The following is a 14,263-nucleotide window of genomic DNA, read 5'->3' as shown; positions in this document are numbered from 1 at the left end:
ATCTACAGAGCAGTTGATTTATCATTTTTTAAATCGGCATTGACATCTTTTAATCCGATTCCGATTCCGCGTAATGCGACGGAGCGACACCCTTGATTTTCTTGAACATCCGGGTAAACGAGCTGAGATTCAAATATCCCAGCTTATCGGAAATTTCGGTTAAGGTCATTCCGCTTCGGATCATGGTTTCGGCTTGCTCCACCTTGGCCGTCAATACGGCAGTGCTGAACGATACTCCCTTCTCTTCCTTGTAAATTCGGCTGAGATAAACCGGGCTTACTTTCAGGTGCGCCGCTATCCCATTTAGACTGATTTCCTCAAAGCGATTCTCCTGAATGAATAAGTCCGTGGCATCGACGAACTTCTTTCTTTCATGGCCGCTCTTTTCCCTGGATATCGGATCCTGCAAGACTTGGATCGCGCTGTGCAGCAATTGAACGGCTTGCGACAACGAGACGCATTTCAGCAGCTCGGTTCTTTGGAATTGCTCTTCCGGAAGACGTCTTCCTGTCATTTCGGATATCTGCTTCAGTTGGAACAAAACGTCCTCAAGTACATTGTACGCCAACGTCGGCTTTGGATAAGGCGGACCAATGACCCGCTTCAGGTCGACAAGATGATCTTCCGCCTGCTCGAATAGAAACCCCGTAAGCTTGTTCATCATCGACTTTTTCCATACGAACATGGTATCGGTAAGCGTGGTTTCGGGCGGTTCCCCCTGGAACAAATGATCGTCATCGCAATAATATTTAAGGCTGAGCAGTTCGCTCGCTATACGGTCGTACTCTATCCACTCCCGCCAATCCACAAATGGATTGCTTACCGCGATGGACAGGGAATGGCCGAGATACTGCGACACGGAGTCGATCAATAGCTCCGGGTCGATCTCCATGCCGTTCCCGCTGCGCAACAGAACATGCCAGCGGCTGTCTTTGATGTTCTCCACGAACCCGATTAGCTTTCCTCGGTAAAGCTCCTCAGCCATATGATTGATCGAATGGCCGATTTTCGCGACTTCCTGGGAAGTAAGAATCGAATCGCTCCCGGAAACGTCCAATGCCACGGCCCATGCCTGATATTGTCCCTCTTCGAGAAAATATTTAAACTCGCCCAGTTTCTCTGCGAAATCTTCCGTCTCCGCGCCGTTATACAATCCGTGCAACCAATCTCTCAACAGACCCGCTTTGCGAATGAATCTCGAACCGGTCTCCGATGTAGGTTCCTCTTGAGACGACAATGTGGCTTTCATCTTGTCCGTTAACTGCTTCAATATCCGTTGAAGCTCTTCAATTTCCATCGTCGATTTCACGATGAAATCATGAACGCCCAGACGCAGCGATTTGCGAACCGTTTCGAAATCTTGATTGCAGGTAAGAATAATGAACTCTCCGCGAGGATTGAGCGGTTTCACCTTCTCTATAAAATCCAGCCCGTTCATCTTCGGAAGCAGAATATCCACAAGCGCGATTTCGGGCAAAAATTTCTCGTACAGCTCTACGGCCTCAGCCCCGTCCCTGGCTTCGCAGACAACCTCAAGTCCCAACTCCGACCAAGGGATCAACGATTTTATTCCCATTCTAACGAGCATATCGTCTTCGATAATCATCACTTTCATTCGGAGGCTCCTCCTATATGATCGATATTAGGAAAAGTTAGCGCGACGGCCGTCCCCTTGCCTATTTCGCTTCGAATTTCGATTCCATAATGCGCGCCGTACTCCAACTGCAAGCGACGGTGCACGTTTTTCAACCCGATACCCGATATTCTTTCCTCATCTTCTGTCCCTTCCGGGTCATTAAACAGCATTCCGGCAATTGCGGATTCCTCGATACCGGCTCCGTTATCTGCGACTTCCACCCGCAGTTGCCCTTCTTCCGCGACGCACGACAGCGTTAATTGCGGCGTTATCCCGTCGAGATCGGCAAATCCGTGCAATATGGCATTCTCGACGATCGGCTGCAGCGTCAGCTTGAGAATTCTCGCGTTTCGGACTTCCTCCGGCACATTCCATATCGTTTCGATTTTCATGAAAATGCGTTTTTCCTGAAAAGCGATATAGCTCCTTACATAATCCATTTCTTCACCGACGGTGCTCCAGATCGTGAGTGATTTGCTTAACGTATAGTTAAGCATGCTGCTCAGATTGACAAGCGTCTGGGCAATCGTCTTCTCGCCCTTCATTTCCGCCATCCAGCGGATCGAGTTGATCGAATTATGCAAAAAATGGGGTTTAATCTGCGAGAGCAACAGATTCAATTCCAGGTTTGATTTTTCTCGTTCATCCGTTTGGATCCGCTCGATCTGTTCATTGATCCGGCTAACCATTTGTTGAATGCCGGAAAATAAAATTTCGATCTCTTCCAATCCCTTGTACTGGAAGTGCCAATGGATACTATGCCCCTGAACGGGGTCGTTAAAGCGGATTTTGCGTACCGTCTTGGATAAATTTAAGATCGGCACCATCGCTTTTCTTGTGAAAATATACAGGATGAGCGAAATTAATACAATGGAGGCTACCGTCAAGGTCAGCGTATGATTCCACAACTGTTTAGTCGGACTCGCTACAAATTCTTCAGGCGTTAAGGCAATTAGATACCAGCTAAGAAAGGGAATATTCTGGACGGAACAGAAGTAGCTCTGCCCGTTCCACTTGATATGAAAGCTTTCGTATTCTCCCCCGTTTTTCTTTGCCGTCGAAATCGCGTTTTTCGATAGATCCTGTAGAGGAGAGTCATTGTCCTCGCTCGAAATAAGCAATTCTCCGTCTTCCTTGCTAATGAAAGCAAGCGTAGAACTGTTTAGTTGAATTTTGCGCAGCAGCCGTTGAAATAAGCTATCGTTCACTTCTACATTCAAAAGGCCAAGAGCCTGATTTCCTTGCACAATATTTTTCGTAAAGTATAAAGCCTTATGCTCGCCGGAGAGATCGTGAAGATTGACGCCTACATTACGATACATGATGTTATTGTCATAAGGAATCCTATCTTCGGGCCAATTAAATCCGCGCACGATTTGCTTGAACCTTTCGACTTCCGTATCGTGCAGGGCGCTATTACTGAACACTTCCCCTTGATCGGTCAGGATCTGAACGTATAAAGGCACTCTCAGCCGATAGGCCGTGGTAAAAGACTTGAGGCGCTCCATAACGGCTTGACTGCTGATGGAGACGTTGGCATCGCGATCCAGCAACCTCTGCAATTCCTGATCCTGCGACAGAGTGCGAATATAATCCTCGATATGATTTACATAAAAATCCAAGCTGATGGAGAGCGACTCCATGTTGCTGGATACCGATTTATCGTACAACGTCTCCACTTGCTTAACCGCTCCTTTGCCCAACATATAACCTTGGATAAGAACCGGAATAATGATAATGCACATGAGAAGGAGAATGAGCGTGATCAAGTTCATTCTGCGTTTCATCCTAATCATCTAGAAACCCTCCCTCGTGTACATTCATTCTATGGACCCCCTGAGCGTACCTCAATAAAAAATGCAGCGATGTTTATTGCACATTCTAACACACTATCCTTTCAAACAGCGATTGGATTCGGGCGAATCGAGTAAGAGGGGGCGGCAAGCCCCCGACTTCTCACACCACCGTACATGCGGGTCCGCATACGGCGGTTCCTAAAGGTTAACGTAGTTCCAAATACCGATTAAGCAAACTCTTCAGCCCTTGGCTCTCCCAGTAGGAGACGCCGAGGGCATTATTTGTATTGCGGGAAATGGTCCATGGGCCACCTCGTGCGTGTGCCATCATGTACACAAGCCGCTGGGGGACTCCAAGACTGCGCAGTTTCCTCATGCGTGCGCTCGGTTTCTTCCACTGTTTCCATAAACACATTCGCAGCCTTCTCCGAATCCATTGGTCGAAGGTCTCACAGTGTTTCTTGGCGGCAGCAATTTGGAAGTAGCCTATCCACCCCATTAAGAAGCGGTTAAGATTGTCAATGCGCTTGTCCCATGACGCCGGCATTTAGATAGCTCAAATTGGATTCGTGTACCTCAAGCCGTGCGTTTGCCTTCGGCTTCCTTCCGATTCAGCCTCACGGCGGACACCGTTGCTCTTGGCTAATGGTAGGCGCTCGCCAGCCCCCATTGCGGACCGTATAGATGACGCCCACGCTGGGCGTACAGCAAAGAAGCGTCAGGGGATTCACCCTGACGCTTCTAAATACGGGGACTTTATAGCTTGGACCGCATCCTATAACATCATACTCAATGGATTCCAGGTTCTTTTTGAGCCTTGATCTTAAATTAGATCGGATTTTCGAAGCAGCCGCTGGATAACCGCTGCAGCCTCGGCTCTAGTGATATAAGCTTTCGGTGCGAGCTGCGTATCGCTTTTTCCAATGATAATGCCTGCTTGGATGCTGTCCGCAATGCCGCTCTTTGCCCATTCGGACGAAGCGGCTGCGTCTGCAAACGGACGGAGCAGCGATTCAATCGATTTCGCTGAAAGCTTGGCTTTTAGACCGGTGATCTTCATCGCCTTGACGATAATGACCATGGCCTGCTCTCGCGTAATCTTGTCGTTCGGGCGGAACGTACCGTCCCCGATCCCATCGATCAATCCGTATGCGAATGCCGTACTGATCGCGGTATTATACCAATCCTTCTCCTTGACATCCAAGAAAGGAGCGGCTTCTTTACTCGGTTTCAACCCCAAACCGCGGACCATAATCGCCACAAATTCGGCGCGAGTAATATCGCGATTTGGACTGAACTGGTCATTGCCGGTGCCTTCGATAACCATGCGGGACCCCATGTCGTTCGCCGCATCTTTCGACCAATGCTTCGCAACATCACTGAATTCGAGCGGGTGCCACACGACCGAGTATGTGCTGTTGGTCAAGCTGTTGATAACGGCGTAATACCTGCCATCGATGATCGTAATCTTCGTCGGCACATGGCGAGAAGTGCCATCCGGATCGACGACGACGCCAGTCGTAATCCTGTTCGGATCGATGCCTTCCGGAATTGCAATAGCTCGTTCAACATATATGCTGAAGGTTGAAATTTCTACTGTCTTATCGCCATAGGTGTACTTGACTATAAAATCCATCGCTGGCATTACAGGAGTAAAGCTTCCGTTCGTTGCCGCTTGCGCGACGATCTTCGCCATATCGGTCGGCGTTGTGCCAAATTGAAGCTCTACCTTGATGTCCTGCAGCGGAACCGTGGTTCCAATATGGCTCGATACCTCATTCATGTTGATCTGCAGTGAAGGCACCGTGTATATTGCACGATCGGTCTTTACAACAAGAGTTGCATGGAGGTCTTCCATTTCCCGGATTAACTGGCCATTAAGCTGAGCTACAACCACATCGGAATTGGTCTTCACCGGAACCGTCACGACCGCACCAAACCCTTCAATCGCAAGCTTTTCCTCGATCTTTTTCTGATCGACGAGGATGGTCATCACCGATTGACCGTTAATTGTAGTCGATTTTGCTGTGCCTGCGTTTTCGGCTTTGCCATTAACCAAAACAATGACGCTGGTTTCAGTTTCACCTTCGGATGTTGAAGTTGACGGCAACGGAGTCGAGCCGGAGCTTCCATTACTAACGGTTACAACTATTGTTTTCGTATCCGTCGCTCCAGCGACCACTACCCATGTCGTACCGTTCCACCTTTGCTTCTGGAACGTTGCCGTTACCGTATGGCTTCCGGCAACCGAAGGCGTATACGCAGACGCGTAGCTGCCGTTGCTGCCCTTCGTGAACGTTCCCGTCTTGCCGCTCTCCGTCGAGCTCCAGCTTACCGGCACGTAACGCTCGTCACCCACAAATGCGCCGTCCGCCGATTGCCGGTCTCCGTCAGCCGTCAGGGTGACCGCTGTGCCTGTCGTTACGCTGCTTGGGCTTGCGCTGACACTGTTGTTGTCGGTCTTCGCTTCCGTCGGCCCAGTTGCTGCCGTTACTGTCACCGTTGTTGTCTTCGTATCGTTCGCTCCAGCAACCGCTACCCACGCCGTGCCGTTCCACGTTTGCATCTGGAACGTCGCCGTTACCGTATGGCTTCCGGTGATCGAAGGCGTATAAGATGACGTATAGCTGCCGTTACTGCCCTTCGTGAATGTTCCGGTCTTGCCGATCTCCGCCGAGCTCCAGCTTACCGGCACATAACGCTCGTCGCCGACAAATGCGCCGTCCGCCGATTGCCGGTCTCCAGTCGCCGTCAACGTGGCCGCTGTACCTGTCGTTACGCTGCTCGGGTTCGCGCTGACGCTGTTGTTGGCGGCGTCCGCTTCCGTCGGTCCAGTCGCGGCCGTTACCGTCACCGTTGTTGTCTTCGTATCGTTAGCTCCAGTAACCACTACCCACGCCATACCGTTCCACGTTTGCATCTGGAACGTCGCCGTTACCGTATGGCTTCCGGTGATCGAAGGCGTGTAATCGGAGGTATAAATCCCGTTACTGCCCTTCGTGAATGTTCCCGTCTTGCCGATCTCCGCCGAGCTCCAGCTTACCGGTACGTAGCGCTCGTCACCCACAAATGCGCCGTCCGCCGATTGCCGGTCTCCAGTCGCCGTCAACGTGGCCGCTGTACCTGTCGTTACGCTGCTCGGGTTCGCGGTGACGCTGTTGTTGGCGGCATCCGCTTCCGTCGGCCCAGTTGCTGCCGTTACTGTCACCGTTGTCGTTTTCGTATCGTTAGCTCCAGCAACCACTACCCACGCCGTACCGTTCCACGATTGCATCTGGAACGTTGCCGTTACCGTATGGCTTCCGGCAACCGAAGGCGTGTAATCGGAAGTATAAATCCCGTTACTGCCCTTCGTGAATGTTCCCGTCTTGCCGATCTCCGCCGAGCTCCAGCTTACCGGCACGTAACGCTCGTCGCCCACAAATGCGCCGTCCGCCGATTGCCGGTCTCCAGTCGCCGTCAACGTGGCCGCTGTGCCTGTCGTTACGCTGCTTGGGTTCGCGCTGACACTGTTGTTGCCGGCGTCCGCTTCCGTCGGTTGCGTCGGCCCAGTCACGGCCGTTGCCGTCACCGTTGTTGTCTTTGTATCGTTCGCTCCAGTAACCGCTACCCATGTCGTACCGTTCCACGTTTGCATCTGGAACGTCGCCGTTACTGTATGGCTTCCGGTGATCGAAGGCGTATACGCAGATGTGTAGCTGCCATTACTGCCCTTCGTGAATGTTCCCGTCTTGCCGATCTCCGCTGAGCTCCAGCTTACCGGCACGTAGCGCTCGTCACCCACAAATGCGCCGTCCGCCGATTGCCGGTCTCCAGTCGCCGTCAACGTGGCCGCTGTACCTGTCGTTGCGCTGCTCGGGTTTGCGCTGACGCTGTTGTTGGCGGCATCCGCTTCCGTCGGCCCAGTTGCTGCCGTTACCGTCACCGTTGTTGTCTTCGTATCGTTCGCTCCAGCAACCGTTACCCACGCCGTGCCATTCCACGTTTGCATCTGGAACGTCGCCGTTACCGTATGGCTTCCGGTGATCGAAGGCGTGTAATCGGAGGTATAAATCCCGTTACTGCCTTTCGTAAATGTTCCCGTCTTGCCGATCTCCGCCGAGCTCCAGCTTACCGGCACGTAACGCTCGTCACCCACAAATGCGCCGTCCGCCGATTGCCGGTCTCCAGTCGCCGTCAACGTGGCTGTTCCGCCTGTCGTTACGCTGCTTGGGTTCGCGCTGACACTGTTGTTGCCAGCGTCCGCTTCCGTCGGTTGCGTCGGCCCAGTCGCGGCCGTTGCCGTAACCGTTGTTGTCTTCGTATCGTTCGCTCCAGTAACCGCTACCCATGTCGTACCGTTCCACGTTTGCATCTGGAACGTCGCCGTTACCGTATGGCTTCCGGTTATCGAAGGCGTGTAATCGGAAGTATAAATCCCGTTACTGCCTTTCGTAAATGTTCCCGCCTTGCCGATCTCCGCCGAGCTCCAGCTTACCGGCACGTAACGCTCGTCGCCCACAAATGCGCCGTCCGCCGATTGCCGGTCTCCAGTCGCCGTCAACGTGGCCGCTGTGCCTGTCGTTACGCTGCTCGGGTTCGCGCTGACACTGTTGTTGCCGGCGTCCGCTTCCGTCGGTTGCGTCGGCCCAGTCGCGGCCATTGCCGTCAAATCTATCGTTTTCGTATCCGTTACGCCGGTGTCTTCCCATTGATTGTCGGTACTGTTCCATACCTGCTTTTTATAGGTTGCCGTCACGGTTCGGGTCCCCGCCGATAAAGGCGTATACTGGGATGTATAGCTTCCGCCGTTTAAGCTGAACAAACCTGACGTCCCATCCGATAAAGCCCAGCTTACCGGAATGAATCTTTCATTGCCATCAAACGATCCGGTTTCAGATTGCCGGTCCCCGACGGCAGTCAATGTGAAACTGTCCCCCAAAGTAACTTCTTTTGAGCTTGGGGTTGCGCTTAACGTATTTTTTTCAGGTTTCGCCACCGGCATTACCGTTAAGCTAAAGCTCTTGGACGACTCGCCGAAAACAGTTAACCAGAGCTCACCTTTCAAATCATATACTTGCTTTTGGAAAGATACTTTCAACTCATATTCGCCTTCCGTTAAGGGGGTGATTACGGAAGAATAACTATCTTGAACGTCGTCGTAATCAATATTTCCGAGAGCCTCTTCACTTCCGTCCGTTGTAAGCAATACCCATTTGTTCGGAAAGTATCTTTCATCTTGATGCGACACGCCAGTCGCCGACTGCCGATCGCCCTCTGCGGTCACTGTGACCGAGCTGCCTTCCTTGATTATGCTTGCGCTTAACTCGGCAGTATTATTATTGACGTCGGCAAGCGTCGGAGGTCCGGACACGATAACGGTAGTCGACGTCTTGGTATCATTAGCATTCATATCCGTCCAGTAACCATTGCCATCATACTGTTCCTTCTTGAAGGTAACTTCAATCGTATATCTACCTGGTGCCGTAGGATAATAGTTAGCAGTACCTACGGACGGTATCGCAAAATGCAACGCATATTCTACCTCACCGGTCTCCAATACTTCCCACTTTATCGGCGTATACCTCGTATCCCCGGCTATCGGACCCGGCACTCCTAACCGGTCTCCTCTAACGGTGATTGAGAAGCCCGTGGTACCCAAATAAATAACATCTCTGGCGCTTACGCTTGCAGAATTATTGTCAGGATTCGCATCTACCGGCGCCCGACTCACCTGTACACTTTCCGTCAATATCGTTTTTACGCTGGTCTCTTGCCAAGTGCCGCTTGCGCTATCCCATTTCTCCAATGCAAACGTAGCGTCAATAAAATTATTGCCTTCTTCTGACGGTGTAAAAGAGGCGGTATAGTTACCCGACCCATCATCGCTAAACGTACTATCCGTCGTCTTCCACCGCCAGCTTTTCGGGATGAAGCGCTCGGCTCCATCGGCCTCTCCAACAACTATATTTTGCCGATCGCCTGCAGCGGTCAATGTAACGGGAGTACCTTGAACAGTCGTGGTCGTGCTAATACTGAAACTGTTCTTACTCTCGTCGGCGGGGTTCGGTGAAGCTTTCACCGTAAACGTGTCGGGCTTTGTATCAAATTGCCACTTATTCACCCATTGTTGGGTTGAATCATTATATTCCTGCAACATGAAAAGAATAGATACGTCCCAAACCCCTGCAATAGTAGGCGTGAAACTGGCCGCATTGCTTCCATTGAACTCTTTGACTATTGTATTACCCGGTAATGTCACTTCCAATATGAAAGGAATGTAACGCTGGTCTTGATCCGACGGATCGGATGCGGATTGCCGTGAGCCTTCAGCGGTTACCGTGACAGTCTCGCCTCTTGTCACGCTGCCGCTGTTCTTGCTGAAACTGTACGTATTTTGATTGGGGTCCGCTATTTCCGCAGCCCTCGCTTGCTGGTTAAAAAAAACAAAATTCGATAACAACATTGAAAAAATGACGAAACTGGCGATGATCGTTCTACCGCGTTTCTTGCTCTGCATGTTCATTTTCCTCTCTCTAGTTGCTATAAAGATACATTTTCTCGATGCTTACGAACCTCAATTCCCAACGCTTGAGGGCCATTATATAAAAGCGGCACTCAACAATTAATAAACATTTTAAATAATACGTTTATTTCGAAAACAAAAAAGACGCACGGGTTATCCCGGCGTCACTTCGGTTCTTCTGGACACGTTTTTTACACGGTCTCCACAAGTGATGAGTAGACAGTGACTACTCCTCAAAATTTAAGCTGACTCCATGTTTTATTCAACCATTCAGCAAATAACTCTTCCTCCTCAAACTGAGGATAATGAGCGGATTTTTCGAAAATAACAAACTCCTTCTTCGGCGCTTCCAGTACTTCAAAGTATTCTTTTGCCGCATCTACAGATGTCATATAATCATATTGCCCCATCACAAAATAAACGGGTATATCAACTTTATCAACAATACTTGTAATATTATTTTTCGACTCTTCCTCCAACAAAATTTCTTGCGATAATGAAACTCCTTTTAAATAGCGAATGACATCTAGCAAATTATACTCCGGATTAAAGAGAAACCCTGTGTAATAATCCCTGTTATCATCAATTAATCTAGCTGCTCCGCCATATTTTCGAACCATATCTCTTGGGGTAAGTTGCTCCCCTCTTTCTATTGGACCTCGAATCTGTTCTAATCGTTCTGCATCTTTTAAATTACCGGCTAATTTTGCTTGTTCAATGGAATAATTCAAGCTATCCAACTCGCTTTTCTCATGATCGGCAACTTGCCCGATTCCAACATAAGCAACAAATTTGTCCGGCGCTTTTGCGGCAGCTTTCATCCCAATATATGTGCCATAAGAATGGCCTATCAGCAACACTTTTTCTTGTCCAAGTTCCTTTTCAACATAATCCGTTAATGCCAATAAATCATCTACGAGCAAGTCTGCGGATAATTTAGAGTAATCCTCAAAAAAGTGATACGACTTCCCGCTTCCGCGTTGATCATAGTGTACGATTGTAAAGTTTTTTTCAAGCAAATCTTGATATTTCCGCACATAAGGAATTTCAGAACAGCCAGGACCGCCATGCACAAAGATTACTATCGGATTGCGTCGATCCACTCCCCTAATCATGACTTCATGATCAGTGCCGTTAATCTCGATCTGTTTTAAAGAACTTATGCTATTCTCTCCTTCAATTCGAGGCGTCCATGTTGGAAAAACCAATCCGATTGCAAGAAGCAAAACAATAATAAAAATACTTATTTTTGTTATCTTTACGTATTTTCTTTTCAAGTAACGGCTCCTTAATCGGTATTCAATATTAGGCACTCCACATGTGATGAATAAGTGACAGTCGCAGTGCATTGCTCGTTATGGTTATGGCCAAACAGGTAGACCTTGATTTTGTCTCCATATGGCAACGACACCGAAAATCACAACGAAAAGAAATAAAGCGATAAAAAGAGCGAAAACAAATCTTGCTGTGCCGATGGTTTGTTCACGTCTCCATTTATGATAAAAGCCCATGATCGCTATAAAACTGAACATGAAACCAATATCGATCGGAAAGCCTTCAGGGAACACCTCTGGCCATACATGCAGCTTTAACTTTTCCGGGATCAGCGCTTGCAGGATTAGGTCGATAAACATCACCGCTACCAGACACTGTAAAGTAATCATTGCCCCTTCATTTCTAGCAAAAATCACTCGTTCATCATCGATCATTCGTTGTTTACTCATGGTCGGTATCCCCTTCTATCCAGAATAATGCATCCAACTTCTTGTTAAGTACCTTGCTCAGCGCAAGGCAAAGCTTAATGGTCGGATTATATTTTCCAGACTCGATTAAGCTGATGGTCTGTCTACTAACGCCAATTAATTCTGCCAGTTCTTCTTGAGACAAATTTCCTTTTTCGATTCTTGCTACCTTCACTCTGTTTTTCACTAAAAATTCCAACTTATCACCTCCGCCATTTTAATGTACAATATATATTACATTATGTAAAATATAATTTTAATTTGTACATTATAATTATCAATCGCGTAAACGATGTTTTTCCTTTAGAGTTATGAAATGGTTCAAATAAACAAAGGCCAAGCGCTTTTTCGCTTGACTTCCATGTGGTTAAAATAGGAAAACGCTGTATTATAGTGTCGAATATATACATCGGACGTTCCAGCATGAAAATCAAAGGTTTCATTATCTGCGTCATACTCATGCAAGCATGATGCTAAAACGTAATATTAATTCTAAAGTTATTCAAGAAAGACTAGGACATAGTTCAATTATAATGACGTTCGATCTGTACTCACATTTGTGCCCTAACATGCAACGCGAAGCCGCGAACATATTGGGTAAAGCATTGTTCCAAAACACGATGTGACACTGTTGTGACAAAAAGCCGAATTGTAGCAGTTTTCATCCCCTGCTCATTCGGCTTTCATGTTATTAGAAATGACTAAAACCCTTGATATACAAGGGTTTTCTGAGGTATGCGGTCGGAGGAATTTGAACCCTCACGGGTATTCACCCGCCCCCCTCAATGTCGCTAATATACCATTTTGATAGTCATAAATATATTGTGATTACTGACTACTGGAACTTGAAGAAAAACTAATATTTCAGTGTTTAACTTTACTGGCATATGATATATTTCTATCATAACAACCTCTAAGGAGATAACATGGAAAAAGAAAATAAACTTATTATTTATGGAGCAGGAATCATCGGAAGAGGCATTTATGAATTTCTTAAATTAATGGGATATGGCGATGCTGTTTATGCGTTTTGCGATAAAAGAGCTGATGAAATAAAGGAAATTGATAATATTATAGTCTATACATATGAGCAGTTGGGGGAATGTGGTTTTCCTTACTACATTGCGATTCGTGCTAACAATTTATTTCAAGAAGTGAAGGAACAACTATTAAATGATGGAAAAACGTTAATCGATGACTTAGCCGTTTTTGTGGGGGCAGACAACCAAGAAAGTTCTAAAGTGAACTCAGGATATTGTCCTATTTGTGAAAAAGAAACATATTTTTATGAAAAAGGCAATTGGTTAAGGGATGAGTACTTATGTTTGTATTGTCATTCAATCCCAAGAGAGAGGGCGCTTGTGCATGTATTAAATCAATTTGAAAATAATTGGAGAAATTTAATAATTCATGAATCGTCTCCAGGTGGTGCTTCAGCAGATTACTTGAAAAATAATTGTAAAAGTTACACGGATTCTCATTTTTTTCCGAATATAAATCTTGGGGAATATTATAATGGCGTACGTTGTGAAAATTTGGAGAGTTTAACATTTGATAGTGAGAGTATCGATATATTCATTACTCAAGATGTTTTTGAACATGTAATGAACCCAATAGAAGCCTTTAAAGAGATTGAAAGAGTACTAAAAATTGGTGGAGTACATATATTTACAGTCCCTATTTATACAAAATTAGATAAAACAGTTCAGAGGGCAAGGATAGTTAATAATGAGGTTGAACATATTCTCGAACCAGATTATCATGGAAATCCTATTGATAAAAATGGTTCGCTTGTAACATATGAGTATGGGTTAGATATCACCAAATTTTTCTCAAATGCGATATCGACTACTATTTATTTGGAAAAAAATAGACAACTGGGGCTAGATGGGGAGTTTTTACATGTATTGATTTGCAGAAAGAATTAAGCAGGTTCAAATCAACGCAGTATGATTTACTTTCCAATAGACTGTATCAATGAAGAAGCCTTACAGTTCAAGGGCTGTAAGGCTTCTGCTATAATGACCCTGTAGTGGGTACGAACCACTGACCCCCACCCTGTTAGATACTACCTCAGTAAAATCAAGGGTTTCAGCGCTTCATTCATTCTAAACCAACTCCAATTTCATTCCGTAAAGGTACTACCTTGTCACGTTGTTGCGACAAAATGTGTGACACAATTCTATTTACTAGCGCAACACGCACCGTCCTTTGAGCGCAACAAAGAGAACGAAACCTAGCAAATTCAAGAGTATGGGACAGTACGGTGCACATGATCGTTATTTCAACCCTACAGTAGCTACTTACAGGACTTCCAACGTCAAGTAAGCAAGATAGCAAAGCTGGACATTGAAAATGAGCAAGCACTTAAACACGTCATCCATAAGTTGATTAATAAGATTGAAGTACATGCGGATAGCAGCATTAAAATTATCTACAATATTGTCCGCCCCGCTTCCGTAGGGGCATAAATCAAGCGGGGGACATTAATCCCCCGCCCATTTAAGTAACACTGAACACTCCACATGTGTCGCATGCGGGGACACGACTATGTACGATCTATTCCGTAAAAACTGCCGAGGAG

At 47.2% G+C, this 14,263-nt stretch carries 8 protein-coding genes and 1 pseudogene; 2 read left to right on the top strand and 7 right to left on the bottom strand.

Annotated features, from left to right (window positions below):
- Positions 1 to 49 precede the first annotated feature (49 nt).
- The 7 genes and pseudogenes from ACFO1S_RS17635 to ACFO1S_RS17605 all read right to left on the bottom strand — a co-directional run bounded on the left by ACFO1S_RS17635 (position 50) and on the right by ACFO1S_RS17605 (position 11,866).
- Positions 50 to 1,615, bottom strand: coding sequence for a response regulator transcription factor (locus ACFO1S_RS17635; protein ID WP_204603898.1), 1,566 nt, complete (start codon positions 1,613 to 1,615; stop codon positions 50 to 52).
- Entirely contained in the window at positions 1,612 to 3,432 is a 1,821-nt protein-coding gene (locus ACFO1S_RS17630; RefSeq protein ID WP_204603897.1) for a sensor histidine kinase, read from the bottom strand. The genes ACFO1S_RS17635 and ACFO1S_RS17630 overlap by 4 nt, the downstream gene beginning before the upstream one ends.
- 205 nt (positions 3,433 to 3,637) lie before the next feature.
- Positions 3,638 to 3,958, bottom strand: a pseudogene (locus ACFO1S_RS17625) (group II intron maturase-specific domain-containing protein); the annotation flags it as partial.
- A 297-nt stretch (positions 3,959 to 4,255) separates the two neighbouring features.
- Entirely contained in the window at positions 4,256 to 9,025 is a 4,770-nt protein-coding gene (locus ACFO1S_RS17620) for an S-layer homology domain-containing protein (protein ID WP_378127241.1), read from the bottom strand.
- Positions 9,026 to 10,170: 1,145 nt separating this feature from the next.
- Positions 10,171 to 11,214 (bottom strand): alpha/beta fold hydrolase, encoded by a 1,044-nt coding sequence (locus ACFO1S_RS17615; RefSeq protein ID WP_378127240.1) that lies wholly within the window; start codon positions 11,212 to 11,214, stop codon positions 10,171 to 10,173.
- An 84-nt stretch (positions 11,215 to 11,298) separates the two neighbouring features.
- Entirely contained in the window at positions 11,299 to 11,661 is a 363-nt protein-coding gene (locus ACFO1S_RS17610) for a hypothetical protein (RefSeq protein WP_204603893.1), read from the bottom strand.
- Positions 11,654 to 11,866, bottom strand: coding sequence for a helix-turn-helix transcriptional regulator (locus tag ACFO1S_RS17605; protein ID WP_204603961.1), 213 nt, complete (start codon positions 11,864 to 11,866; stop codon positions 11,654 to 11,656). Before ACFO1S_RS17605 ends, ACFO1S_RS17610 begins: the two co-directional genes overlap by 8 nt.
- 196 nt (positions 11,867 to 12,062) lie before the next feature.
- On the opposite strand from ACFO1S_RS17605, the gene ACFO1S_RS17600 reads away from it, so the two are divergent.
- Both ACFO1S_RS17600 and ACFO1S_RS17595 read left to right on the top strand, forming a co-directional pair.
- A complete protein-coding gene (locus ACFO1S_RS17600) occupies positions 12,063 to 12,305 on the top strand; it encodes a tyrosine-type recombinase/integrase (protein ID WP_378127269.1) in 243 nt (80 codons plus the stop codon).
- 585 nt (positions 12,306 to 12,890) lie between these two features.
- Positions 12,891 to 13,607: a class I SAM-dependent methyltransferase gene (locus ACFO1S_RS17595; RefSeq protein WP_378127268.1), complete on the top strand. Its 717-nt coding sequence runs from the start codon at positions 12,891 to 12,893 to the stop codon at positions 13,605 to 13,607.
- Positions 13,608 to 14,263: the final 656 nt, after the last annotated feature.

It is taken from the genome of Cohnella boryungensis, assembly GCF_042651945.1.
In the GTDB taxonomy this organism is placed as follows: Bacteria; Bacillota; Bacilli; order Paenibacillales; family Paenibacillaceae; genus Cohnella; species Cohnella boryungensis.
Note: the sequence above shows the minus strand (reverse complement) of the source record. Positions and strands in the feature narration are given on the sequence as shown.

Excerpts from the sequence above, each read along its gene's own strand:
- ACFO1S_RS17630 (WP_204603897.1), bottom strand. The coding sequence starts at position 3,432 with ATGATTAGGATGAAACGCAGAATGAACTTGATCACGCTCATTCTCCTT.
- ACFO1S_RS17635 (WP_204603898.1), bottom strand. The coding sequence starts at position 1,615 with ATGAAAGTGATGATTATCGAAGACGATATGCTCGTTAGAATGGGAATA.
- ACFO1S_RS17610 (WP_204603893.1), bottom strand. The coding sequence starts at position 11,661 with ATGAGTAAACAACGAATGATCGATGATGAACGAGTGATTTTTGCTAGA.